This is a genomic window from Klebsiella electrica (assembly GCF_006711645.1).
Taxonomy (GTDB): domain Bacteria; phylum Pseudomonadota; class Gammaproteobacteria; order Enterobacterales; family Enterobacteriaceae; genus Klebsiella; species Klebsiella electrica.
Genome location: NZ_CP041249.1, coordinates 41,936 through 66,572, shown reverse-complemented (window position 1 = coordinate 66,572; position 24,637 = coordinate 41,936). Strand labels below are relative to the sequence as shown.

Below are 24,637 nucleotides of genomic sequence, written 5' to 3'. Positions count from 1 at the left end.
GCGTCAGTCGCCCCCGAGCGTTTTCTCACGACTGAGATCACGAACCATATCCCGCTCCATCTGTTGCAGACGGTCCCGCTGCAGGCTCTCTGATACCACCTGCTGAACGGCCGCTTCCTGACGCCGGGTCTGCGGATCGTCCGGCAGCACCGTTTTCTCCTCTCCTGGCCGGTCGCGTTCGAGACCCCGAATGACGTCCCCGATAACCTCTTTTATCCGCTCGCCCGGCTCGCCCGCTTTCTTCTCCTCTCCGGACACTTCCCGGGTCGCCTGCTCCGTCTGTCTTCCCATCTCCCGGCGCTGTGCCTCTTCTGCGGCCCGCTGTGCCAGAACCTCTGGCGGGAGCGGGATGTCAGTACCGGTATCATTGATCGGAGGATTCGGCAGGGGATCAGCCCAGATGCGACCGCCGGTGATGGCCTCCGGGTTCCAGGGGCGGTCATCTCCGGCAAGCCGGACCACCACCCCGCTGTCGGGGTTATCACGTGCAATCCTGACGCCTTCACCCATATTCCCGGCCAGCAGACTTTCGCCGTTGCGACTGTTCTGCAGCGCCACAAACCGGGCTTCTTCATTGCCCATCACACGACCGTCGCCACCGATGGCCTCCAGGCGGCCGTCCTTGTCCGTCAGCGGGCTGAGCCAGATGCCGGCGTTTTTCCCGTTTTTATCGAACGCCGGCAACGCCACATGCGGCTGCGGGTACTTTTTCCCCGGAGAAATGAATTTTCCCGGCGACTGTCCGCGCGCCAGACCGGACTGTTGCAACGCAGCCCGGCCTGCAGCTGTCTCGTTCAGTGGCTGCGCCCGCCCGAACAGCAGATCAGCTGTTTTCACGGCCCGTTCGTTACGGGGTGCCAGAATATCGTGTGCCGTGGCTTTCGAGGGTGATGCCTGAATGGCGTTGACCCAGCCTTCCCGGCTGTCGGTGTAGACCTGGACGTGCAGTTTCATACGTGATAACCCGACATAGGCGGATTCAAAACTGGCCATCTGTTTGCGGCCGCCGGTCACCCCTTCCAGTGCGATGGCATACGGTTCACTGGCCCCCTGCGCACCATGCGCGGTGATGGCGTAGGCAAGGTCGATATGTTGCTGCGCTTGATCAGCCTTCGGGTTCAGCGTGCGGGTGCTTTTGCCGTCAGACAGCGTGACACTGTCACCTGAAACGGATTTCACCTCCCACACACTGTTGGCCACATAGCCGCGTTCCGTGTCACTCTTGCTGAAGCGCATTTTGTCCCCCTGAGACACTGTAATCTCTTGCTCACGGTAGAGCGTGACACCTTCAGCCAACGCCTCCCGGGGTGAAATAAGCCGTTCTTTCCCTTCACCATCCATCAGCGTGATAAGCTGGTTCTCCTTATCCACGCTCCCGATACGGTGGTAGACATTATCGACCAGGGCAACGGCTCCCTTATGAGCCGTCCAGGTCGACAGTCTGCGCAGCTCTCCGTCACGGATGTTGCTCGTCACCAGTACCGGCAGAGTGACTTCCTCTCTGCCCACTTCACCATTGTCCCGCCTCGCGTCATGAATCAGACTGTTCAGCACCCGCCGGTCATCATTCAGATGGGTGATAATCAGCGTCTGTGACTGCGCCTCCGGGGTACGGTCGGCATAGTCCTTCACCAGTGCCTCATACAGCGTGGTGGGCTGACCTGCCGGCACACTTTCACCCTTGTTCAGCGCTTTCTGTATCGCCTCCTCCTGTGCGGGGGTGAATTCCACCACGGAGTTTTCGGGCACCCAGGCCCCGTCTTTTCGCGGCACCTGTTCCGGTGTAACCTGCTCAATCGTCGCCAGCGCGCGGTTCACGTCCCGGTCAATCAGGCTGTAGACCGCCGGTCGCAACTCAGGTACCTGGCGCACAATCTCTTTCATAATGGCGACGTCGGCGGCGCTGCGCTGCTGCATCAGCCGGAACGGCTGGCCCGGTGCAATGGACTGCAGCTGGTCGGTATCGCCGCTGAGCACCGCCCGTCCTCCCCCGGCCGCAATCAGGGAGAGCGCCTTCGCGGTATCGGCCAGCCCCACCATTGAGCTCTCGTCGAGCAGGAACAGCGTGTTGCTGAAATCCGGTGTCTGGCCATTACGCTGCAGGAGCTGCGTGTCATGCAGGAACGAGGCGGTAGTCTGCGCATCCACGCCGGCGCTCTGCATTTCCCCGACCGCACGGTGTGTCGGACCGAGACCGATGACCCGAGGCCGGGTCGCTTCCGGCAGCAGACTGATGGCCCCCGTCACGGCCCGGAACTGGGTGGTTTTCCCCACCCCGGCATAGCCCTGAACCACCGTGAACCGGTCCGTGGTCTCCAGTATCATCCGGGTGGAAGCACGCTGCCCTGACGTCAGGTCCGTCATCAGGCTTCCCGGTACATTGTCCATCAGGGGTGCAACGGCCTCTTTTCCTTCCAGCACCTTTGTCAGAATGCTTTTCTCGGCATCCCAGGTCTGGCGGGAAATCAGCAGGTCATTGCCGTGGCCTGGGGCCACCGGCACATTCAGCAGACTGCCGGCCTGAATCTGCGACTGAATGGTCGCGTCTATCTCCGTCATCGGAACCTTACCTCCGCCGGTTTCCAGCGCGGTGGCCAACAGTTGCGGGCGCGTGAAGGTCAGCTCCTCACTTTCCAGTAAAGGAATGGAAAGGTGAATGACCTGCTCTGCGGGGGTGTGCAGCCCGGCTTTCTGTGATGCGATGGCTGCATCCAGGTCTGTCTCGCCTGAACGGGCCTTCAGCTGCTCAGACACCACACTGAAGGCGGTATGCCGGGCCAGCTTCTCTGTCGTGCGGGCAGTACCCTGCGCCGAGTACAGCCGGATGTGGCTCCCGCTCTGCGCCAGCTGGTTCAGCGTGGCGTTATCCAGCTCACGTTGCGTCACCGAGGCAAAGACCGTCGCCGTTTCGCTGACCGAGCGGCCAGGACTTTCCACCCATCCGTGCCCGACCTTGATACCGTCGAACGGGCTGCTGCCGACAGAAAGCGACTGGGTGGTTTTCTGTCCGGGACGCTGCACCGTCAGCTGCCCTTCCTCCGCCTTCAGCACCGTGACGCTCTCGCCGCCTTTCAGGCGCGTGTCGGGTATCTTCCCCAGCACGGCCAGACGTTCACCTTCAGCCACCGTCAGTTTGTCGGCCCGGAATAACGTCCACTGGCTGTCGACGGCAGAAACCTTCATATCCAGACGTTCCCCCTCTTTGTCCCTGAGGGTCAGCATGTTGCTGCTGGCGGTCACCCGATCGATCACAAAGCGGTCATGCTTCCGGGCCTCCGGGTCCCAGCGCTCCATCACCATCCCTTCCCGGTAGTAGTCCCGGACACCGCGACTTTTGCTGTCCAGCCAGACCGGCGTCAGCGCGGTGACCGTCAACTCCTTCTCACCCAGTACGCCCTCACTTTTGAGCGTTTCCCGGATGAGCCCGTTCAGTATGCCCTGTTCACGGCTCCCGCTGATTTGCGCCACGCTTTCCTGCCCTTCGCGTACGCTGGCGGCAAACTCCTGCGCCAGGCGGCTGTAACGCGCGCCCTTTTCCGGCTCACTGATGATGTCCGCAGTCGCCTGCTTTCCGCCCTGCCAGCGATAAGTATTTACCCCGCTCTCTTTCAGTACTGTCAGCGCGCTGCCGGTACCGCTGCGCTTCCCGCTGTCGGAGAGCAGGACCTGAACGTTATGACGCATGGCGCCATCCAGCATGGACAACGTTTCCTTCAGGCTCATCTTCTCCGCCTGGTCAACGATAAGTGTCCCGCCCGGGATGAAGGCGGTTCCGTCCTGCAGGGCAGATTTCCCGGTCACCGTTTCCCCTGCCAGCCGCGCATCCGCAGACAGAAACTCCCGCGATCGGTTGTCAGCCGCAATGATGTGCACATCTCGCCCTTGCTCCCGGGCCATCAGGGTTAACTCAGCCACCCGCTCACGCTGGCCAGCCGCGCCGCCCTGGCCGGAGACAATCCCCATTGTTGGCCGGTCCTGGGCCAGCACACTGACGGCATCGCTGAACGGTGACTGGCGCACAACAGCGGTATCTGGCGTAACGGAAACATGATTCTGGCGCTGGATCTCCTGGCTTAGAGCTTTAACGGATAATTCGTCCAGGACATGGATGTTTGAGGTAAAGAGGCCTTTCTCGCGGTCGAGCGGGATCAACTGCTCGCGTTCGATCGCCGCATCGATACCCGTCCTCGCCTGCTCGAACACACCGGGTTTGGCTTCCAGCTGGCTGACCGTGCGGGCCAGCAGGTCGGCATACGTGAACTGCACCTTGCGGTCGCTGAGACCGGCAATCGCCTTCGTCACCACATCGCTGATATCGGGGACGTCCGTTTTCACCGGACTGGCGGGCGCACTGGCGATGTCTGTCGCGCGCTTATCGGCATCCTCGCGGTAACCGCGCATGTCGAACCCGGTCTCCTTCAGCGTGTTCATCCACTCCACCATCTTCTCTGCCGGGTCGATAGCTTCCTTCGACTTGCGGGTATCGAGCGCGGCCACATCCCGGGACTTCAGGGAGGCATCAGGTCCGGCTGCCTCCCTGAGCTCCTGACTGCGCGTGGAAAAAGACTCAACCGGCACGCCCTCCATCTCCCACATGCCATGCTTACCCGCATCCACTGTCTTGTAACCCATAGACTCAACATCGGCCCGGAGGGTGCTCTGGTATATCTTTCCGAAAGCGATGCGGTTGGCCAGTATGTTTTCGGAAAACCCGGTTTTACCGACGGTATCGCTGCCCAGCGTCTGCCATTTATGGGGTCGGTTCCGGCTGAGGGCGAAATGACACCCTAAGCTTTCGGTTCCTTGGGCCAAAGATATTCGCCAGTCAGTAGAATGTGCGCCCAGCCCAATGGGGATATGTGGGGAAGAAATTCAGGGGGAACATCCAACCCTTCGTTCCGCCGCTCCGTGACGGCATGACCAAGATGGACGGTATTCCAGTAAATGATCACCGCAGTCAATAAATTGAGCCCAGCGATTCGGTAGTGCTGCCCCTCTGTCGTGCGATCGCGAATTTCCCCCTGCCTCCCGATACGGAGCGCATTTTTGAGCGCATGGTGGGCCTCTCCCTTGTTAAGACCGATCTGAGCACGCCGCTGCATGTCCGTATCCAGGATCCACTCAATAATGAAAAGGGTCCGTTCAATACGACCAACTTCACGAAGCGCAACTGCAAGGTTGTTTTGTCGTGGGTAAGAAGCGAGCTTGCGCAGGAGTTGGCTGGGCCTGATTTTGCCAGCGGTCATCGTCGCGGCACAACGGAAAATATCAGGCCAGTTCGCAACGATAAGATCCTCCCGGGCTTTTCCACCTACCAACTTGCGTAACTCCCTGGGGGTCGTATCGGGATTAAATACGTACAACCGCTTCGATGGCAGATCCCTGATTCGCAGAACGAGATTGTAGCCGAGCAGGCTACTGGCTCCGAACAAATGGTCGGTGAATCCTGCTGTATCGGCATACTGTTCGCGAACATGGCGACCGACCTCGTTCATCAGTAGTCCATCGAGAATATACGGTGCCTCGCTCACGGTCGCCGGGATCGACTGACAAGCGAATGGCGCGAACTGGTCGCTTACGTGAGTATACGCTTTGAGGCCGGGAACAGAACCATATTTGGCATTGACCATGTTCATGACTTCGCCATGCCGCGCTGTCGGGAAAAACTGACCATCGCTCGATGCTGACGTGCCCATCCCCCAGACGCGTGACATCGGCAGTTTACCCTGCGCGGCCACCACAATTGCCAATGCCTGGTTCATGGCTTCGCTTTCAACATGCCAGCGGGCAAGGCGTGAGAGCTGCCAGTAATCATGCGTGTTTGTAGCTTCCGCCATCTTACGCAGGCCCAGATTGAGCCCTTCAGCGAGCAGGACGTTGAGCAGACCGATCCGGTCGCGACATGGAGCCCCGGTTCTCAGATGGGTAAACGCATCTGTGAAACCAAGGGCTGCATCAACTTCAAGCAGCATGTCGGTAATCCGAACGGACGGCATTCGGCGATACAGATCCAGTATGAGTGCCTCGGCACCATCCGGCACGTCTGCTGTCAACCTGTCGATCCGCAACGTTCCATCTTCTATGCTACCGTGCGGAATAGTGCCGTTACGGGCAGCCCGGGCCAGCCGCTTAAGAGCGATCGTGAGTCGCGCCTTTCTGTCTGCCAGCCAATCCTGTGGGTTGGAAGGCACGGCCAGTTTTGCATTTTCCTGCGCCGCGATCATCGGCACCAGTACCTGCTTGAGGTCACCATAGCGGCGCGAATGAGCGAGCCAGACATCTCCGGAACGAAAAGCATCCCGGAGGTGAAAGAGTACCGCCACTTCCCAAAGACGGGTATCTCCTTTTTCCTGAGCTCGTAAATGACGGTTCCATTTGGAGCTGGGCCGCAGGAAACGCCTTTCTGGCGATGCAACACCTTTCATCTCTCCGATCGACAAAGCTGCTGCTACCAATGGTCCGGCGACCGGCGCGGCTTCGAGCTTCAGACAGCGCAACATGCGGGGCGCATAACGACGAAAGCGATGGTATCCCTGCCCGACATATGCAAGAGGCTCATCGGCTAGCGTGTTGCTGAGTTGAGTCCCTGTCGCTACCAGTTGAGCGAGCCGGTCCCATGCAACCGAACTGGCGACAGCCATCTCCAGCGGGGTTCCGTCACTGCGGGCCTCAAGCAACGAAGCTCCCAGCGCGGTGAAGGTACGGATCGTATCCGTGAGTGTGGCTTTAGAGCCGGAAATTGTTTCGTCATGCTGGCGCTTCGCTTCCCGCCAGGTTTTTCCTACGATCCTGTCATGGGTTTCGACTATGGCATCAGCAATCGCCGCTTCCCACTCCACAACACAGACGGCAAGGATCGCCCAGCGGCGGTCCGAAGTGATGTCACGCAAACCGTCGGTGAAGTAGCGTTCACCCTGCCGACGCAGCCGGGCAATGCGATGGGCAGGTATGCTGGCCAAAGCACTATGATTGATATTCAGGGTACGCAGAAATTCGAGCCTGTCGAGCAAACGGTTAGCAGCAGCCGAGTTGTTACCAACCTCGAAGTTGCGAAGCCAGATGAAACGACTGATATTGCCGGCGAGCATTTCACTCAGAAGTTTGTCCAGGTGATCGCGAACATCCGCTGTTAAATTTTCCGCAATCCGCGTTTCAATCCGCCGCTCAGCGGCGACCAGAGCATCCGCGCACAAGCGCTCGATTGTCGATACTGCGGGCAGAATGGTGGAAGTTTCCCGACACCGCACAATAAAACGATGAGCAAGATCCTCGTTTGATCTGGCATCTTCGGCCTGGCCGAAAGTCCACTCCCGCAGATCACGGGCACCACGGCCCGTGAAGGTCTTGTAGCCGTAAATTTCGCGCAGCGTGTCCATGTGCTGCTGACGGGTTTGGCGCCGTGTGGCATAAGTGAGAAGCGCATCAGCCGGAACTCCAAGCTGAGCACCGACGAAGGAAAGGACTTCACGCGGGATCATCTCACCAGGAGCCAGTGCACGGCCCGGATATCGTAAGGCACAAAGTTGCAGGGCAAAGCCAATCCTGTTTTCCGGTCTGCGGCGCTGCCTAATGTTTTCCAGGTCATCATCGCCCAGCGTGTAGAACTTCAGTAGCGACAGTTCGTCCGTGGGCAGATCGAACAGCGCTGCTCGCTGCCGTTCGGTGAAAATATGGCGTCGTGACATACAAATTCGTCCCTTTTGAAGTATAGTCTGTTTTGGACAACAGCCAGCCCATATAAATCAGGGCGTTCCGATACAAAAATCCAGGAGGGTTCAATTGGGACATCGTGCCGCCATTTACTGCCGGGTTTCAACAGCGGATCAGTCTTGTGAACGCCAGGAATTTGATCTGCGAGCCTTCGCCGGCCGTGCCGGCTACGACGTGGTGGGAATATTTAAGGAAACAGGTTCAGGAACTAAACTCGACCGGGCCGAGCGAAAGAAAGTCCTGGCGCTTGCCCAGTCCAGACAAATTGATGCAATCCTGGTCACTGAGCTTTCCCGGTGGGGGCGCTCGACGCTCGATCTGCTCAATACGCTACGTGAACTGGAGAACTGGAAGGTTTCCGTGATAGCCATGAATGGAATGGCGTTCGATCTTTCGTCGCCGTATGGACGAATGCTGGCGACGTTTCTTTCCGGCATTGCGGAGTTTGAGCGGGATCTCATCAGCGAGCGGGTCAAGTCAGGCCTTGCTGTTGCGAAGGCACGTGGTAAGAGGCTTGGTCGTCAGGCCGGAGTGCGACCAAAATCAGACCGACTTTTGCCTAAGGTGGTTGCGATGAGGGCCGAGGGACGCAGCTATCGCTGGATCGCACGCGAGCTCGGTATCAGCAAGAATACCGTCGCTGACATCGTGCAACGACACAGAGCTAACGCTTAGGGTGTCATTTCGCCCTCAGCCGGAACCGACCCCTTTATCTCCGTTCTGCGTCGCATTGATAACCACGCTGTGCGTGTGTATCTGTGGCTCCTGCGCGCGCGACGTATCGTGGTTAAACCGGGCGATAATAAGATTGTTGGTCAGGACTGTTTCCGACACGCCGTCTTTCTGTACCCGTGTTGATGCCAGGGATTCAACCTGATTCAGTGCCACGGTGACTGCCCGGTTATGGGCGTCGATAAGACGCTTATCTCCACCCAGCATGGCCAGCATCGATACACTCTTCGGTGCCGAGAACGTCAGGTCGTAACCGGGTCGGTGCTTATTGACGCCGTCCTGCATTCGTGTCAGGTCACTACCGTCAGGGAGTTTTCCCTGCAGCAGCTCTGTAAAGACCTGCTTATCTACCTTCCCCTCCAGCCCCAGAGCTTCCGCGCCTTTACCCTGCCAGCGTTCCTCCATGCTGCCGATGACGTAGTAATTGTCTTTCTCTGTGTAGTAGTTACCGGCACTGCCCGCCGATTTAACCTGGCTGAAACTCAGCATCAGAAGTTCCCTCCAATCTCGATATCATCCTGCTCATCGCGGCGGTGGCTGTGATTGATATTGACCTCTTCACGTCGCTGCATGTCACGCTGTGTCTGCTCTCCCGACTGCCACTCGTCCCAGGCGTGCATATCATCGATTTCGCCGTATTCGTTCACACCAGGAGGCAGCATGTCCTGTCCCTGCTCTGCAGGCTGCGTCTCCAGCGCCTGCTCTGTCCCTCCTGCAGGTGTAGCAGGAACATCGGTAGCGGATGCCGCTGCAGCCGTGCCCGTCGCTGCAGCAGGCCTGGGGCGGGTTAACGGAACAGTCACCACTTTCGTGAGCAGTGCAGCAGGATTAGAAACTTCAGGTGATTGACCGGATTCATCGGCTGCCGGCGTTTTCGTCGTTGACGGTACTTTTACCGTCGCAGACGTTCCGCTGCTTTCCGCAGGCTGACTCTGCTCAGGCGGATTCCCGACTTTTTCGTCTTTCTCCGCCAGCTCAGGCGCCGGTGCATCTGGCGTAAACAGCGTCCGGGCAAGACTGCCTTCGGCCTCCCGGGCTTCCAGCAGAGCATTGAGCCTTGCATCCACCCGCGTATCGAGATTGCGCTGAATAAAGCCTTCCGCAATTTTCGGCCGCGGTTTGTATTTGAGGGCCAGCTTCACGGCCGGGTACGGCCCCGGCAGCGTGACGTAGCAGGAGAGGTCAGGCAGCGTCTGCACATCAGAATAGCTGACCAGCGTTTCCCGCTCTTTTTCTTTCCCGGTCGACACACCGTCACGTACCGGGTCTGCACCGTAAGAGTACTGCTCGCTGGCCTTGAGGATTTCTTTCTCACCGATTTCACCGGCGGCAAACTCAGCAATCTCTTTACTCGGGGAGCGGAAAAAGGCACGGGTGTTCATCACGTCGAACAGCGTCGCCGCGGGCTTCACCCCGTAAATATCTTCAAGCTGGGCATAAGACTGGATACCGAACACATAACAGCCGCCGAACTTACGGGCTTCAGGCAGGATCTCGACCAGGTCCGGCAGCTTGTGCAACGTGGGGAGCTCATCCGCAAAAATCCACACGCGCCGGTTACGGTTCTCCCCCATCCCCAGCAGGCCGCGGATAGCGATAGACAACCACATCGAGATCACCGGCTTCAGTGACGCATGCGTGTCAGCGTTGGAGGAGATAAACAGCCAGCCGTTGGGCTGGTCCTCACGTACGCCCCGCATCCAGTCACGGATAGTGAACGGCTCACCGTTTTTCTCGATCCCCTGCAGATAGCGAATGGCTTTGACGTAGTTGGTCAGTACGGCGCGAATGGAGATAGCCGTTTTCTCAATCTTTTCCTCCACCAGGTTAGCGGCCGGCGTGTTTTTCAGGTACGCGCGCAATTTGTCGATTTTGATGGACAGCATGGTATCAACCAGCTTTTCGTAGCTACGGTCTTTATCCTCGCGCATCAGGTACGCACCTTCGGAAAATATGGTGCGGCCGGAGCCCTGCCAGAACGGGTCCTCTTTAGTGCCCATCGGAATAAGCGTATTAGAGACGTTATCAAAATCCGGTAGTGTCAGGCATTCGCGCCATATATCCCAGGCTGCACAGCGGGAATCCAGTGGGTTAAGAATTTTATCCAGCGACGGGTCGTAATAGCTTTTGACGAACTCACAGGAGCGGTCGTAAATAATGGCCATATCACCGCGTGCACGTACGTAATTCAGCAGCCGGCGGATGACTTCGGATTTACCTGAGCCGACCGTACCATGAAGACAGAAGTTCTGGATTTCGGAGTTTTTCAGAATAGGCAGGTCGCCAATTTTAATATCGGAGGCCACCCCATCGCGTTTCATCTGGCGGGCCACTTCTTTTGGTTTATCGGAAAGCTGGCGCCCTCCGGTATTCTCATCTTCGCTTTGCTGTTTCCCCTGGCGGCCCAGTACCCAGCTGGCGACAAAGAACGTCACAATACAGACGGTCAACGACACGATGGCGGCAAAAACGAAGCTGGTCCAGAGCTGCTCACCGCACCAGATGGTATATTTATCGGCAAGGATTTGCTCCGAATTATATTCCAGCGACTTCCCATAATAGTTAATCGTATAGACCGGCTGGGAGCGAATAATATCGCGCATGGGCGCCAGTGTCGTACACCACCAGTAGACGCAGCCGTTAACGAAAGTTTGCCAGCTGAGCCGGTACATCAGTATCAACCCGCACAACACCCAGAAAATAATAAAAAGCACATAGAATATAATATTGGCAATCTGGCCAAACATGCGAAAGCGCATATTGGCAATCTGACCGCCTTGAGTCATGTCCTTAGCATTAAAGCTCATAATTCTTGACCTTAAATACAAAAGCGAAGGAATGTTCCGACCACGGTCGGCAACGCCTCACAGGTGCACAAATAAATTGTGCAACTGCTCACCGTTCTGAGGAGGAATAAGCTGATTAAATGTCGAATTAACCTGACAGGCCAGGGAGGCGATGTCAGTCTGGCCCGGTATACCCGGGCCGTGAGGTGGCAAACTTACAGAATATTCGCGATAGATTTAGCCAGCTGGTCTTCCAGAACAGGCTGTGCTTCCGGGAACTTGAGATTAACTTTGTTCGCACTGGAGACAACGCGCGTCTGGTATTTATGCTGATTACCGGTTTCGGTGCTGGTTTGCACTTTCGCACCGGAGGTCCCCTGGCGTAATACCGCGACATTATCCGTCTGTACCTGGGTTTTGGCCCGCTCGGAGATCTGAACGTCGGTGATCATCGTGTAGTTCACGTCTTCCACCATCGCATCAGCCGCCATGCCTACCAGTCCTGCGGCCAGGCCGACACCGAGGGTCGCGCCGGCTGAACTGGAATTGTAGGCGGTGATCCCTGCCCCCAGCGCAGCCGCTGTAGCTGCGCCTTCATAACCGCGGCTTAGCCAGCCCTGGGTTTCACGCAGGTCCATTTTATCGGCCTTCAGCACATTTGCCTGAATCCAGTAACCCGCGGTATCGGGATTAGTGACGACCTGGTAGCCTTTTGCTGTGACGGCACTGGTGATTTTCGACTGGAGCCCGCTCATGTCTTTATCAGAGGTATTTTTGATTTGCAGATAAACGGTCTTATTATTTGACGGTTCCAGCCAGATTGTTTCGCTCATCTGTGTTTTGACTTCCAGATTACGCTTTTTAATTGCTGTACCCATTGCGCTACAACCGGAAAGCACCAGTGCTGAACTGATGACCATGACAGCCATGATTTTATTTAGTTTCATCCTGAATCCTTGAGACATAATCAATATAAGTGAATACACATTCTCTTATTGCTTCGGAATGCGCATTCACTATAAAGGAATTTTAAGGGGAAGGTGTAAATTAATTACGGTTTGAACAATAAATAATAACCCAAAGAAACTCTTAGCCTATTAACAAACTACCATAATTAATAGGCCAGAAGGTCCTCATTTGGCACCAGAACTTTTGAATGATTCAAGTAAAGATGTAAGCGCCGTTAGCTGATAACGATTGAGGTCAACATTCATATAAATCATAAAGCCAAATGATGAAAGGATAAATATGACAGTCGAATAAATAGCCCCGTGCACAGGGAAAGTGAATAATACAATCAATACAGCATATCCGACCAGGTAGGTTGAGCTATAACGTCTGGCTTTGTTGACAAGAAGTCGACACAGTGCTGAGTTATCCCGAAATCTCTTGGGTATTGACAGGTACAGAGCTCGGGTATTAGCAATACCAATCATGATAAACAAACCAGCAACCATCGCAATAATTACTGATGCAGCGACCCCTATATTTGCTGCATCTGGAAGTTCTAAAAACAAGAACTTATAGCCATACAGTATCAACGGCCATGTTACCATCCACGCCATAGCAGCGAGTCCGGGCCAAAAGCATTGCCACATAGGGGGGATTTCTGCGCCACCATCATTGAACAATTCTTTTAACTGCTCCACTTCCTGTAAAATTTGCTTATTAGTTATCATTGTCCAGGCCCATTCACGGTAATTTTTCATCCATCTTTTTTGTTGCTTCCTCTGCTTTCTGCTTAAACCTCTCAGTCGTATGGCTTAAAGGGTTATTTACCTGACTGTCTGTTTCCTTATTATATCGCTCGGTAAAATTATTTCCCTCTGTTTTATGATGACTTTCCAGATCGGTCTGCTGTTTCTTGACCTCTCCACCCTGCTGCTGTATCTCCTGACGACTTTCCTGGTGTGCCTGTTTATTTTGAGAGACCATCGTACCCACAGTCTGACCCACATTATCCTTAATGCCGGCGTCGTGCGTCATACCATCAATGCTACCACTGTGCTGGCTATAATCGGCCTCTACGGAACCCGCGCCTCCGCCTCCTGACACATTAGGCATTCCCTGGCCAATTGTCCCTCTTGCCTCCTGATAGGCGCCATCCACTTTAGGCTCGACCTGAGCTTTGACGAATTCACGCGCGAGGGCTTCACGCTGCGCCGAGACTTCCGGAGAGTTTGAGTTTGTCAGAATCTTATCGGCATCCTGCGGCGCACGTTGTTGGACAAAGCTCGCAAACTGCTGGCTCAGGTTTTCACTCATTTGACCGCTCATACTTTCAGTACGTGACGCCATTTCACTGTATTCATGGCTTCGTGTTTTACTGGTTGTGTACTGGTCGTAGCTATTTTTCGCGCTGGAAAGTGACGCAGAGAACTGGTCCACGCGGGAGCTTGCATTGTTATCTGTGGTGTTACCTGATGTACTGGTTTTATGACTGGTGATGTAATCAGACCCCTCTTTAAAGTCTTTTGCCGCCTGACTACTGGTATCATGCCGGGTATCGACTGAACGTCGACCTGATTGCCCAACAGTATCTGTTGAGCCGGTGCTCCCGGTACCGCTTGCGGCAACTTTCACTCCGCCTTCAACACTAGCGCCGGTGAACAGCTTCCCAAATTTCCCGGCAAGCTGATCCCCCGAGCTCCATTTCACCCCACCGTAAGCCTCACCCGTGATTGAGCCTCTTGATGTTTCATCCATCAGGTTCTGGAATGACTGTTCGTTACTGATGTTGTTGGCTTTTGCGTTCGAAACAACCGCGTTCCACATTTTACTCTTAGCCATCGAGTCCTGCGACGACTCGGTATTATCAGCCCCGGTGGTGGTTGACGCGCTGGTCCCCATATTTGTGCCAAACTGCTTCAGGCTGTTCCAGGCGCTGGTCACGCTGCTGTTATAGCCCTGCAGAGAGCTCTCTGCCTGGACGTCAGATTCCCGTGCCATCTGTTGATGCGCACTGGCCAGCTGCCGGCTGACGTTAATGTCTACTGGCAGCTTAGAGATACGCGCATCCCAGATAGTCGTCCCGTCCTGTGTCTGTGTCGCCGTTGCCCCGTTCGCCAGCTGTCGGGACATCTGACCAAAGGCCGTGGAACTGTTGGTATTCCAGCTGTTTCCGCTGACATTGTCTGTTTGCATATTCGAGAACGAATAGTTCCCGTCTACCACGCTGGAAGAGGCCTGCGACGTCGAGCTGAGGCCCGACGAGGCAAAATGGCTGTACGCGCTGGAGAACCCTGCCCCCATACTTTTAATCATGGCCCAGGTTAAGGGGGGGATCATCATCGAGATGTAGCCCGCGGTTGTCGCAATATCGGAGTTCTTGAGCTGAACCTGAGAGAGTTCAGACAGGACCACCGGTACTCCATTTTGCTTCGCATAATACGCCATCGCACTGTTCAGAATGGCGTACAGCAGAGGCCAGGACTGCAGCCACATCAGCGCATAAAAGTAACCCTTGATGACCTGCATTGTCATCATGTTGAACATGGCGGCCATCACCATGATCGGAAACAGGCCAATCATGATCCCCATCACGACCGTCTGCATCAACGGCAGGGAGCGTAATGCCTGGTGGCCCATTGTCGCCTGTGCCAGGCGTTGTTTCTCCAGCGAAGAGGTGTTGGCGATGTTCACCAGGCTGGCCGTATCGCCACTGCGGGCCGCGTAGCTCTGAATACCGCTGCGCAGTGCATTCATGGTGACATTCTGGCGGATTATCTGTCCCGCGCTCTGCCCCGAGCTGTAGAAGAAGTTATAGCTGTCACCGATCATCTGGCTGAACAGCAGGTCCGGATTGGGTTTGCCACCAAAGAGCTGGCGCACATAGTAGTTCCAGGTTTTCCCGCCAGTCTGAGAATCCAGCGCCAGGGCTGATTTCAAATCACGGGAGGCTTCCTGACAGGTTTTAAATTGATTATTTTTATCAAATACCCCGCGCAGCGGGCTGGGGTTAGAGAAAATAATGGTGTACGGATCAGAGGAATTCAGCAGTTCCTCAAACGAGTACTTATGGTTGAGGAAAATGTCGCCCATGACGCAGTTCTGTACATAGTCGGAGAACAACGTGGTGATCTCCGGGTTCTGCGATAAAAAGTCGGTGCTTTTAGCGATTAAATTACTGCCAAACAGCATCCCTGTCTTGCTGTACGTCACGCTGTCAGGCAGGGAGAAAATCATCTCATAGCTCTGTACCAGCGCATTCCCGACGCGCGTTGTCAGCGAGGCAGGAATAGCCAGGCCTATCGGGACGTTGTCGACCTGATAGACCTGAGAGACATTACTGTAGTCGATAATCTGCACTGGTTTGCGAATGACGACCAGCATCGAGACCAGCGTCAGGGCAAACACCCAGCCGACCAGATCCATAACGTTATGCTTTTTCACCCAGCTGCTGGCGACAATCAGCACGGAAAAGGCGATACACATTTTCTCGATGGAGGACCAGGTACCGGTACTCATGAAAGCGGCAATGGCATTCAGGTTGCCCCGAAACCAGTCGCCGCCGGCTATCGTGTAGATTTCCAGCATCAGAGGCTTCCTCCAAAGTGATAGTTGTTCTGGTAGCGGGTCATCATGCGGGCGGATACCTGTTGACGCATGTAGCTCATCTGCCGGTCAACGACCAGCAGCGCGTCCTGCTGCACCTGTACCCGGGACTGAAAAGCGGCAATCTGCACACTCGCCTGGTTCAGGTTCTCGAGGATCATGTCCATCGTCGACTGCGGGTAGTTTCCGGTTGCGACCATTGCACGGGCCTGCTGGATCAACTCCTGAATGTACTGCAGCAGGATGTCGTAGCCGATATAGTCCGTCAGCTGGTAAAGCAGGGTATTCGAGACCCCGAGCATCTGCGGGTCAACCAGGTATTTAAAGACCGGGATGGTAGTGCTGGAAATAAACCCCTTCTCCTGTTCCGTCAGTTTTTCATCCGCCACAGCCTTGTTCTGGATGCTGCTCAGTAGCGTGGAAATCTGGTTCTTCAGCGCCTTGTTTGCGGCTATAGTGACCGTCGCATCCGCAACCACCTTGAGACATTTATCGGAATCATTGCAGTGGTAAATTTTTGCTGATCCCCCCTCCATCATCGCCTTAATCAGGTCCTGATCCGTGGTCCGTGCCGGCAGCGGCGTAATTTCACTGTTCTCGCCAAAAATAAGGGTACCGGTCAGCGTCATCACAAACTCTTTCAGCTCTTTATTGCCGTCGAAGAGCCGGTTTTTGGACAGGGCATTCCACATGATGTTGATATTCTTCATCACGCGCTCCTTGTCCTTGTCGCTGGCCTTGTCCTGCACCTTGTCCATCTGCCCGCCCACGGAACAGCCCTGCCGGGAGGCAGCCCAGTCTGAAAAGATGTTGCTCTCGCCGGCGATATCCTGGCAGACCTTCTGCTGCGCCACCTGGGTGCGAGGAAACAGCCCTCCGACAATCCCCTGCGCGGCCTGGCAGCTGCTGAGGTTCATGCTGTTGATGTCGCTGGCCATCTTCTGCAGAAAGTCCTTTGCGGTCTTGATTTCGGGTACAGTGGTCTGCAGCGCCAGGTCAAAAAAGTAGCCAACGGCATTACTCATAATTTGTTTGCCGAAGCGCTGTATCTGTTCGCTGTTGATAAAGGAGAACGAGCCCAGATACGCATCGATGCCGCCGCAACCGGCATTGATATCCGGCAGGGTCATACTGACCAGCTGGATCGTTTTCACCTGCGTTCTGGCATACAGCGAACCGCCGGAAGCGTAACCAGCCGCCTGTCCCTGCCAGACCTGGGGCTGACTGGTATTAGAAGCGAACCCCAGTTTATTGAAGAAATTATTCATATCGCCATTCACATCAGCGGCAGCAGTGAATGACATCCCCAGCAGCACACCACAAAACAATGACAGCGGTTTAATTCTCATCCTTGCCACCTCCATTATTGTTTCTTGTCCATTTGAAAAGCACGAAATCCAGGGCGAACGATAAAGAATTCAGCAAACCAAAAACGATATAAACCGCAAGGCAGCCAGCAGAAAGCGAAAGTAATATAAACGGAACGAAAGTTTTCAAGATATTCCAGAGGTCTTTTATATTTTTCTCTACCGTTACGCCTCTGTATAGCAATTCAACGGTCAGCCAGTCAAAAAACTTATCCGTCATAAACCACAAGCTAAAAGCAGCGACTACAAACATAAAAAACAAATAAAGAAAAACTCTCAGTCTTTTCCTGACATCCGCGGTATGTTCTCTGACTTTATTAAAACTTTCTTCTGAGGGTTTACTGATTAGGTTATCCATTATTGGGCGTCCCCATCATTTGAAATACCGTATCCATTCTGGCCATAAACCCCTGAGCATCGGTGGCGCCCTGCAGAATCGGCCAGGCCGCCAGCGTATTCACATTCACCAGAAACGTGGTCGGGGTAGCCACCGGGATATTCGGGAAAAAAGTCTGCATCACGTCAGGCGGTACCGGCAGGGCTTCAGGGAACGCCTCGTCCCCCTGTCCGTCGATCGTGTAAGAGAACACCGAGAATCCGTATTGTCCGGACAGCTGCTTCAGAACCGGGTCAAACTTATGGCAGTACGGGCAGTGCCCCTGCATAAACAACACCACTTTCCAGTCGCTAAGATTGACCTGTTTGCCGTTGCTGAGCCGGTACCAGCGGGCCTGAGAGACCGGCTTCGCGGACGTGGGCGCACCAGCGGACGACGCCGGCGCCGAACCTGTTATGCCCTGCGGGTCCCAGAGAGATTTCACTTCATCGAGCGTACCGGCCCAGGTCACGGGAGAAAGTGCCAGCAGCAGAGCAGCCGTGGTGATACCTGCCCTAATTGTCTTCTGATGGCTTTTCACGGGCCTTCTCCTGCTTTTCAGCTTCAGCAATCAGGGCATTCAGAATTCGGTATCCACCAAATATCACCATACCCAACCCCAGAATTTCCCCGGCCTGAACGGCCAGCTCAGGCTGTTTTCTGACGAGCCTGGCAATCAGGTGGAAAAACACGCCCACCGCCAGCACCCACATTCCCGTAATATCCAAATCAGGGAACCGAATCTTTCGCATGACACACTCCTTAAAAATTGGGTTTAAAGTCGCTGGAGACATAGAGGAACTGTTTCGCCAGGTCGTCCTGGCTGATAAAGCCGTAACTGAGGGGTTTAACCTGCCCGCTTTTGGGATTGACCAGCATCATCGCGGGGAAGAACTTCACGCCGAGCTGTTGTGCCTGTCCCTGGTCCAGCCGGCTGTCGGGGAGCATGGGATTCACCACACCGTCGACGGAGACCGGTATCACGCTCAGTCCGTAGGTTTCGCGGAAGTTTTTAATGACCTGGACCAGTTGCCCGTCGATGGCCTCCCGGCCGCGGTAGAAAAACATCACGCCATAGTGCTGGGCCAGGGAGGAGATTGCCTTGCGCTGTTCGGCGTAGTCGGCAGCCAGCTGGTTTTTCACGGTACCGTTGTAGTGGCTATACTGCAGGTTGTAGTCCAGCTCGGGGTTTTCCAGCATGGCCTTCTTCGCGCTCATCGAGAACAGGCCAGCCTGCTGCGTCCAGTAGTTCTGTAGCCGGAAATACTTCACGAAATTGTCAGATGAGGGGTAAAGAATAGCCTCGTAAAGCGATCGCTTTGTGGCCGTCTGCAGCTGCGCCAGCTTCTCAAGGATGTCCTGCTTTGCTGGCGGTGGCGGAGGCGTGGCAGGCGTTTCCGGGTCTGTTTTTTTTAGCTGCTCGTTATACCATTGCCAGCCCGCATCTTTCGCCCAGGCCGGCATCAGGGTGCAACAAAGGCACCCCGCCAGTATGGCGGCATGTAGTTTTCCCATAATGAATACCTTTTTGACTGAATTAATTCGGCTGGCGTGAAATATGTTGATAGACGATGTATTTATCGAGACTGACCGTTTTCGTTTCAGGGTCAGTGCGTCCCTCAAACCGGAAACCGTGGCAGTACAGTGTCATATTATTCATTTCTAATGCCGTACGCTCGCCGTTCCTGATAACCCACGCAGCCTGCGAGCTCCTGTCACACTGAATACCCCAGGCCCGGTTGGTGGCCAGAAACGCATTAATCTGTTTATCCCGCCACAGGCTGTAAGACATGATGCTGATCAGAAAAACGACAAACACGCCGACAAACACGATCACCAGCCCGTATGATTTGTTCTCTTTCATCCCTGCCCCTTATTTTCTTTTTTGCAAAATCCCTACTAAAGCAGAAATAAACAGGTGACTCATCAACCAGAAAAAGCCGACTATAAGGATAAAAACCACACTCTCAATATAATCACTGCCCGATGTCCCTTTGACGGCATCCCATGAAAAATACACCACAGGGGAGATAATAATTATCGTCAGCACCAGTCTCAGAGAAAAATCGACAACAGGATGTTTAGCAAAGCTAACTATCACTTTTATCCTCCTTACCGGCATCGGTCTTTTCATCACTGAACCCCGTGATGAGGACGTAGATGACAATTGAAACGGCACCAAATCCGGCAGCCGCGGACAAGCTGTGCGCGGTAAACAGCGTGACCAGCATGGCGACGGTAACCTGGGTGACCAGCGCACCCAGGAAGAACATCAGTGCCCCACGTGTCATGGCCAGCAAGGCCATCAGCAGCGGAGTCGCCAGGATAATAATAAATAGCACAACGGATTTTAACATCGGCATCGCGCCGGTGCTCAGCCACGACATCGCACTTAATATGATAAATACCAGGATAAACGGATAAAGCATTTTCCCTTTACTGTACTTATTAAAAAGGCCATGTGTTTTCATGTTTACTTTCCTTTTTTATTTTGATGATGACTGTGTGAGAAGTTCTTTAATTCGCTGTTTTGTTTTCTCTGTCAGTTCCGCATTATCCGGGATTTTTTGGTTATTCATTAAATCCTCCATGAAGTTCGCAAAATCCAGCCGGTTAAAGTTAATGCCCTGGAGTTCAGCCATCGTGATCCCCCGGCAGTTCGGGCTGCTGGCGCCCCCGAAACTAATATGCAGTTGTCCGTTGCGGCCCTGTTCCTGAACGATCTGGGCCAGCTTGGAGTCAAACTGGCAGTAGCTGCGTTTCTTCTCCAGGCAGATCCCCAATACCTTCTTAGAGCAAAACTCCCCCACGCTAACCGTCAGCTTGTTCGTTTTTGCTTTGGCCAGTGCCTTCTCTTCGCTGCTGCAGCGTGCCAGGCCAACGTCCTGCCCCCACCCACTGTCTTTGCAGCAGTTACTGAATCCGGCCGCGAATTTTTTGCAGTACTTCGCTTTACCGGTGAACGCCTTCACATCCACGCCGTTCAACTTAGCAACATCCTCTCCTGCCGCCGCCAGCGCCGCGAGCTCAGAAACCGCCTGTCCAAAGTCGTTGTTCGTGCCGCTGACCGCTTTATCGCACTCGCCATCGAGGCAGAACACATCGCCACCACAAACCATCTGCTTTCCGCTGGTCCGGGTTTCGCAGGAGAACGTGGCATACTCGTGCAGACAGGTCCCGTCCTCCGAGCTGAACGCACACTGGCGTGATGACAACGTACAGGCCGCATTACTCATCAGGTTTTCACAGGAGCCGTTATCCGCCGGCTGAGTCAGCCAGGTGTCTTTATATTTCCAGCAGGCCTCCGTAAAGGCGTACTCTTTCCCGCCGAGGTTGAGAGTTTTTGTCCCGCCCGGGCTGATACATTCTTCGCCAGTTTTCGTGCCCTCGTCCTTGCTGAACGGACAGCTTTCAACCCAGACCACCTCTGGTGCAAATACGGTTTCCGTCTCTTCCATGACCAGTATGACCGTCACCTGAATGGATTTAACATTCACTGATGGTTGGGTTTTCGACGTTTTCGTTACCGCAAAGGTCTGCCCTGCAACAACGTTCCGGTCCATGCTGAAAGACTGGTGAATTTTCCCGGTACCATCGTAGTAATGGTGGGTACAGTGCGTATTCTGGCCACCGGAGCACGTCGTCATCGTATGAGGCCAGGTCATCACATCGACAGGGAATGTTTTATCAAAGAGGCTGATTTTTTCACTGACTGCAAGCTTGCAGCTATCTCTGACCTTTCCTTCGTTGTCACACTCATCAATCCAGGGAACGGGAAGGGGTTCACCATCAACGGAAACACTTAACAGGCGCCCTGTCGACGGGATCGTCAGCGTCCCGCCCCATCGGGTGCTGTTCCGGGTAAAGGACAGCGGGACGGCCTGCTGGTATGTACGACTGACCTTTTGCGTCGTGGCGTTGTCTTTCAGCGTCGCCTCCCGCGTGCAGAAGTTCTCCACCTGCAAATCCCGCTCACACGTATGGTTCGTGAACTCGCTACGATTAACCACCTGTGCCGTACAGGCCTGACCGGTATTCCCCACAATCGAATCCGCTCTGGACTCGGTCTCTTTCGCCGCCTGAATGAACGGCGCGTCGGCCGAAATACTGTCCGGGGGACGGTTAGTAAACGACTCCGTGATGCTGTTCCCCACATCACTGCTGGCCCATTCCGCTGCGGAATCGCTTTTCAGGTTACTGTCACCGCTGGCGGAGACGCCGCCGTAATATTTCGTCTGCGCCGGTTTGCTGGTATACCCTGGCAGCGTGTCAGCCCCGTTGAAGTTCTTCAGCGCGTCAGTCCCGCTTCCCTGTATCTGTTTTGCATAATCAGCGCCCGCTTTGTAATCGGACGTGCTGTCAGCACAGGCCGGAGCCGTAAACCAGATAAATGTCCCGAGTACAGCGGCGTGCAGGGTAAGAATGAGGGGAACCTCTTTCATGACAGCCCTCCTTGTTTTTTCACAAAGCTTGCCATGATATTGAAATCGCCTCGCAGAGAGCCCCTCCGCCAGCGATTTATCCTTTTGTGAGGCCGGGTCGGGCTCAGCCGAAAACAAAGAGAATGCGCTGAATTAAAACTGCCGGTGATATCCCACCCCCAGCTGAGTTCAGGCACGGCTGACTCTGCATCCTCACACAGACATCGGCTTAGCCGGGAAGCCTGCTCTGTCCGTGCTGTGAAGGCAATATAGGGTGTAATAATATCCACCGGGTAACCATGTCCCTGGCAGGACGCGTATGTCCTGAACTCACAGGCGTTCATACAGGCAACCAGATACCGGATATCCTCGTCGATATAATGATATGGCCTCTTTTTCATGACGCACTCCTTCGCGTATCCGAAGCAGCTCCCAGCATTTTACGGGCCGTGTCTGCACAATCCCCTTTCTCAACCACCTTTTCCAGGGCCTGCTTCAGGCGAATATTGCCCTGTATGACGTCAAAACCGGCTTTGCAGCGCACAACCAGCGCGGGAACACTGCGGATGTTGTACTGTGAATAGAGCGTCGGGTCGATTTGCACCCCTTCTGTGATCCCCGCTTTAACCAGCCCCATCACTGCATCGGTCGTGGCTTTCATATCGTTATTGACGAGCCCCCGGAGCGTGGCGGGAATACCGTAGCGGTGGGTTTCATGCAGCATCCGTTTTAACCCCTCGTCCGGTATTGAGAAGGAGATGAAATACACGGCACCTTCCGCCGGTTTATCCCGGGTGGATTCACGCTGCTCACTGGCCAGATTATCGATGAACTGCTGATCCGAACGGGTAAGGGGGTTACGACTGATTTGTGCTTCAAGCTCCTGCTGCAGCGCCTTATCCGGATGCTGGCGCAACTGCTCACTGACGTCTTCCTGCTGTTTCAGCCACTCGCGATTTCCCGGTGTATTGATATTGTCTGCGGCTGAAACCGCCCCACAGAACATGCTCAGTCCCCAGGCCAGCCCGGTTAATCCTTTATTCATATTTGCCTCATTCAAAAGCATTTAATGTGTCTGGAGTTTGTTATTAAGGTTCTGACAAAGCGTTATTATTGAGAGGGGTATAAAAATGAATCAGCCAGTTATGCAACTATTACGGATTATGCCATAGCCATAAATTTCCGGGATTACGCGCCCGGCCGCGTTGTAGTAGCGTGTTTAAGCCTGGTACATCCCTGACAAGAAAGACCAGGATAAACATTTTCCAACAAGGAGTTAACATGAACGAACTAACAAATACTGTAGAATCCGCAAAGGTTTCATTTAGCTATGATGATAATCAGCGCAGTGACGAAATAATTGCACTAAAACAATTACTTTTTTGCATCATCAGAAATCTACCACACGAAACTGGCATAAATATCGTTAAAACAATACAGGATAAAAACGACCCAACTTATAACCGCCTTTGCCTTGAAATAACAGAAGCTATGATTTCCACATCCGGAAATTATTGATTAGACCTCCTTTTTAATATTACGCCGGAGACTGGCGGCAAGTAATTGCCAGTCTCTGTATTGTTCTGCCGTTATTGCCTTTTTCTCCATACAGAAAGTGACCCGTGATGCACATGGAGACGCCTCCTGAGACTGAGCCGGTTGTGAGTCGCATTGTTTCTGTTCTTCTTTCATGATTGATCCTCTTTAATACACACAGTTACGTTTTCGCCACATCAGATAGCCGAAGTTCTTTCGGGTTACTGGCGGGTTTTTCCCGACCTCCCAGCGCGTGACCGTCCGCCCCAGGGGATGGCACTGCGCGCTGTCGGGGTACATATTCACCATCTGGTACCGCCAGCGCTCCTTGGGAATAATCGGTGACGGGTATTCGTAACAGACCGCGACATCGGCCCCGACGGTCTCCAGGATCTGTCCCTGCCGGTGGAGCTTGTAGGCCATGCGTTCACTCAGCAGCAGCGATGACTGCAGCGGGCTGGATTCGTTGCTGACCCAGCCACTGAAGGGGTACATCGAGCCCTGAGAGCCGGCACACCAGAAGAGGATGTCCAGCGGTTTGTTAAATGCGCTGGCGATGGCATCAGCGGCGCAGGCCCCCTGGGCAATCGGGTTCGCAAACAAAACAGCCTCGGGGTTCAGAATGGTGGTCAGGCTGCTGTCCACCCAGGTCGGGTCAATTTCAGAGAGGTAGGCGATATCCATATCTCCGCCCTGCAGGCAACCCGCCGACGTGATAATGCTGAGCCAGCTGGTCAGCGGATATTTGTACCAGTGCACGTGATAGAAGGCCCCGTTGACCTGCTTATCATCCTTTTTCGCGGTCCCCATCCCGGTTTTCCCCAGGTTGAGGCTAAATCCGCCCATATTCACCATGCACCCCGGAGAGCGGCTGACATCCGTCAGGGCCATCGGCTCCCAGTAACCGATCGCCATCCCAATACGGTAAAAAATCGGCGGGGGCATGGGGCACGTTTGGATCGGGCTGGCCGGATTCACCGTGTCCGGGCCGCCACCGGCCGCCACAGAGGCACTCCCGATGGACATCGGGAAAATGCACTGCCAGCAAACATCGGAAATCGGGTTAACAAAGCGGCCTTCGCAGGACGGGTCGGCAAGGACATTCAGACTTTGGCCCCACAACAGCACAGTGGTGAAGAAAAGCAGTAAAGGTTT

At 54.6% G+C, this 24,637-nt stretch carries 18 protein-coding genes and 2 pseudogenes; 2 read left to right on the top strand and 18 right to left on the bottom strand.

Annotated elements, in window-relative coordinates:
- Positions 1–3: 3 nt before the first annotated feature.
- Positions 4–4,752 (bottom strand): annotated as a pseudogene (gene traI, locus Electrica_RS27410) (conjugative transfer relaxase/helicase TraI); the annotation flags it as partial.
- Between the two features lie 35 nt (positions 4,753–4,787).
- On the bottom strand, positions 4,788–7,685 hold the full coding sequence (locus Electrica_RS27405; RefSeq protein ID WP_023307208.1) for a Tn3-like element Tn5403 family transposase: 2,898 nt from the start codon (positions 7,683–7,685) through the stop codon (positions 4,788–4,790).
- A 94-nt stretch (positions 7,686–7,779) separates the two neighbouring features.
- Here Electrica_RS27405 and Electrica_RS27400 point away from each other — a divergent pair, with 94 nt between their 5' ends.
- Positions 7,780–8,385, top strand: a complete 606-nt coding sequence (locus Electrica_RS27400) for a recombinase family protein (RefSeq protein WP_000509966.1) — start codon at positions 7,780–7,782, stop codon at positions 8,383–8,385.
- A gap of 33 nt (positions 8,386–8,418) precedes the next feature.
- Here Electrica_RS27400 and mobF read toward each other — a convergent pair.
- The 15 genes and pseudogenes from mobF to trbC form a co-directional block, all read right to left on the bottom strand.
- Positions 8,419–8,931: pseudogene (gene mobF, locus Electrica_RS27395) on the bottom strand (MobF family relaxase); the annotation flags it as partial.
- The gene (gene traD, locus Electrica_RS27390) at positions 8,931–11,249 is read right to left on the bottom strand and encodes a type IV conjugative transfer system coupling protein TraD (protein ID WP_142255972.1); all 2,319 of its coding nucleotides are present in this window, start codon (positions 11,247–11,249) and stop codon (positions 8,931–8,933) included. The pseudogene mobF and the gene traD, both read right to left, overlap by 1 nt.
- 194 nt (positions 11,250–11,443) lie before the next feature.
- On the bottom strand, positions 11,444–12,175 hold the full coding sequence (traT, locus tag Electrica_RS27385) for a conjugal transfer complement resistance protein TraT (protein ID WP_142255971.1): 732 nt from the start codon (positions 12,173–12,175) through the stop codon (positions 11,444–11,446).
- Positions 12,176–12,361: 186 nt separating this feature from the next.
- Positions 12,362–12,937: a conjugal transfer entry exclusion protein TraS gene (gene traS / locus Electrica_RS27380; protein ID WP_228267447.1), complete on the bottom strand. Its 576-nt coding sequence runs from the start codon at positions 12,935–12,937 to the stop codon at positions 12,362–12,364.
- On the bottom strand, positions 12,921–15,764 hold the full coding sequence (traG, locus tag Electrica_RS27375; protein WP_142255970.1) for a conjugal transfer mating-pair stabilization protein TraG: 2,844 nt from the start codon (positions 15,762–15,764) through the stop codon (positions 12,921–12,923). Before traG ends, traS begins: the two co-directional genes overlap by 17 nt.
- Positions 15,764–17,146, bottom strand: a complete 1,383-nt coding sequence (gene traH / locus Electrica_RS27370) for a conjugal transfer pilus assembly protein TraH (RefSeq protein ID WP_167686289.1) — start codon at positions 17,144–17,146, stop codon at positions 15,764–15,766. The genes traG and traH overlap by 1 nt, the downstream gene beginning before the upstream one ends.
- Positions 17,121–17,507: a hypothetical protein gene (locus tag Electrica_RS27365; protein ID WP_142255968.1), complete on the bottom strand. Its 387-nt coding sequence runs from the start codon at positions 17,505–17,507 to the stop codon at positions 17,121–17,123. The genes traH and Electrica_RS27365 overlap by 26 nt, the downstream gene beginning before the upstream one ends.
- Positions 17,500–18,066, bottom strand: coding sequence for a type-F conjugative transfer system pilin assembly thiol-disulfide isomerase TrbB (gene trbB, locus Electrica_RS27360; RefSeq protein WP_142255967.1), 567 nt, complete (start codon positions 18,064–18,066; stop codon positions 17,500–17,502). Before trbB ends, Electrica_RS27365 begins: the two co-directional genes overlap by 8 nt.
- Positions 18,041–18,277: a type-F conjugative transfer system pilin chaperone TraQ gene (traQ, locus tag Electrica_RS27355; protein WP_142255966.1), complete on the bottom strand. Its 237-nt coding sequence runs from the start codon at positions 18,275–18,277 to the stop codon at positions 18,041–18,043. Before traQ ends, trbB begins: the two co-directional genes overlap by 26 nt.
- Positions 18,278–18,287: 10 nt before the next feature.
- Positions 18,288–19,040 (bottom strand): type-F conjugative transfer system pilin assembly protein TraF, encoded by a 753-nt coding sequence (gene traF, locus Electrica_RS27350; RefSeq protein ID WP_032744065.1) that lies wholly within the window; start codon positions 19,038–19,040, stop codon positions 18,288–18,290.
- A gap of 22 nt (positions 19,041–19,062) precedes the next feature.
- Positions 19,063–19,389, bottom strand: a complete 327-nt coding sequence (locus Electrica_RS27345) for a hypothetical protein (RefSeq protein ID WP_142255965.1) — start codon at positions 19,387–19,389, stop codon at positions 19,063–19,065.
- A 9-nt stretch (positions 19,390–19,398) separates the two neighbouring features.
- The gene (trbE, locus tag Electrica_RS27340) at positions 19,399–19,647 is read right to left on the bottom strand and encodes a conjugal transfer protein TrbE (RefSeq protein ID WP_157349377.1); all 249 of its coding nucleotides are present in this window, start codon (positions 19,645–19,647) and stop codon (positions 19,399–19,401) included.
- Positions 19,616–19,996, bottom strand: coding sequence for a hypothetical protein (locus Electrica_RS27335; RefSeq protein WP_142255964.1), 381 nt, complete (start codon positions 19,994–19,996; stop codon positions 19,616–19,618). The genes trbE and Electrica_RS27335 overlap by 32 nt, the downstream gene beginning before the upstream one ends.
- Positions 19,997–20,011: 15 nt before the next feature.
- Positions 20,012–21,967 carry a type-F conjugative transfer system mating-pair stabilization protein TraN gene (gene traN / locus Electrica_RS27330; protein ID WP_142255963.1) on the bottom strand — a complete coding sequence of 652 codons (1,956 nt, stop codon included), beginning with the start codon at positions 21,965–21,967 and terminating at the stop codon, positions 20,012–20,014.
- 376 nt (positions 21,968–22,343) lie between these two features.
- Positions 22,344–22,991 carry a type-F conjugative transfer system pilin assembly protein TrbC gene (gene trbC / locus Electrica_RS27320; RefSeq protein WP_142255961.1) on the bottom strand — a complete coding sequence of 216 codons (648 nt, stop codon included), beginning with the start codon at positions 22,989–22,991 and terminating at the stop codon, positions 22,344–22,346.
- Positions 22,992–23,227: 236 nt separating this feature from the next.
- On the opposite strand from trbC, the gene Electrica_RS27315 reads away from it, so the two are divergent.
- On the top strand, positions 23,228–23,464 hold the full coding sequence (locus Electrica_RS27315) for a hypothetical protein (RefSeq protein ID WP_142255960.1): 237 nt from the start codon (positions 23,228–23,230) through the stop codon (positions 23,462–23,464).
- Positions 23,465–23,650: 186 nt separating this feature from the next.
- On the opposite strand, the gene traU is transcribed toward Electrica_RS27315, so the two are convergent.
- Positions 23,651–24,628: a conjugal transfer pilus assembly protein TraU gene (gene traU, locus Electrica_RS27310; RefSeq protein ID WP_208764251.1), complete on the bottom strand. Its 978-nt coding sequence runs from the start codon at positions 24,626–24,628 to the stop codon at positions 23,651–23,653.
- Positions 24,629–24,637: the final 9 nt, after the last annotated feature.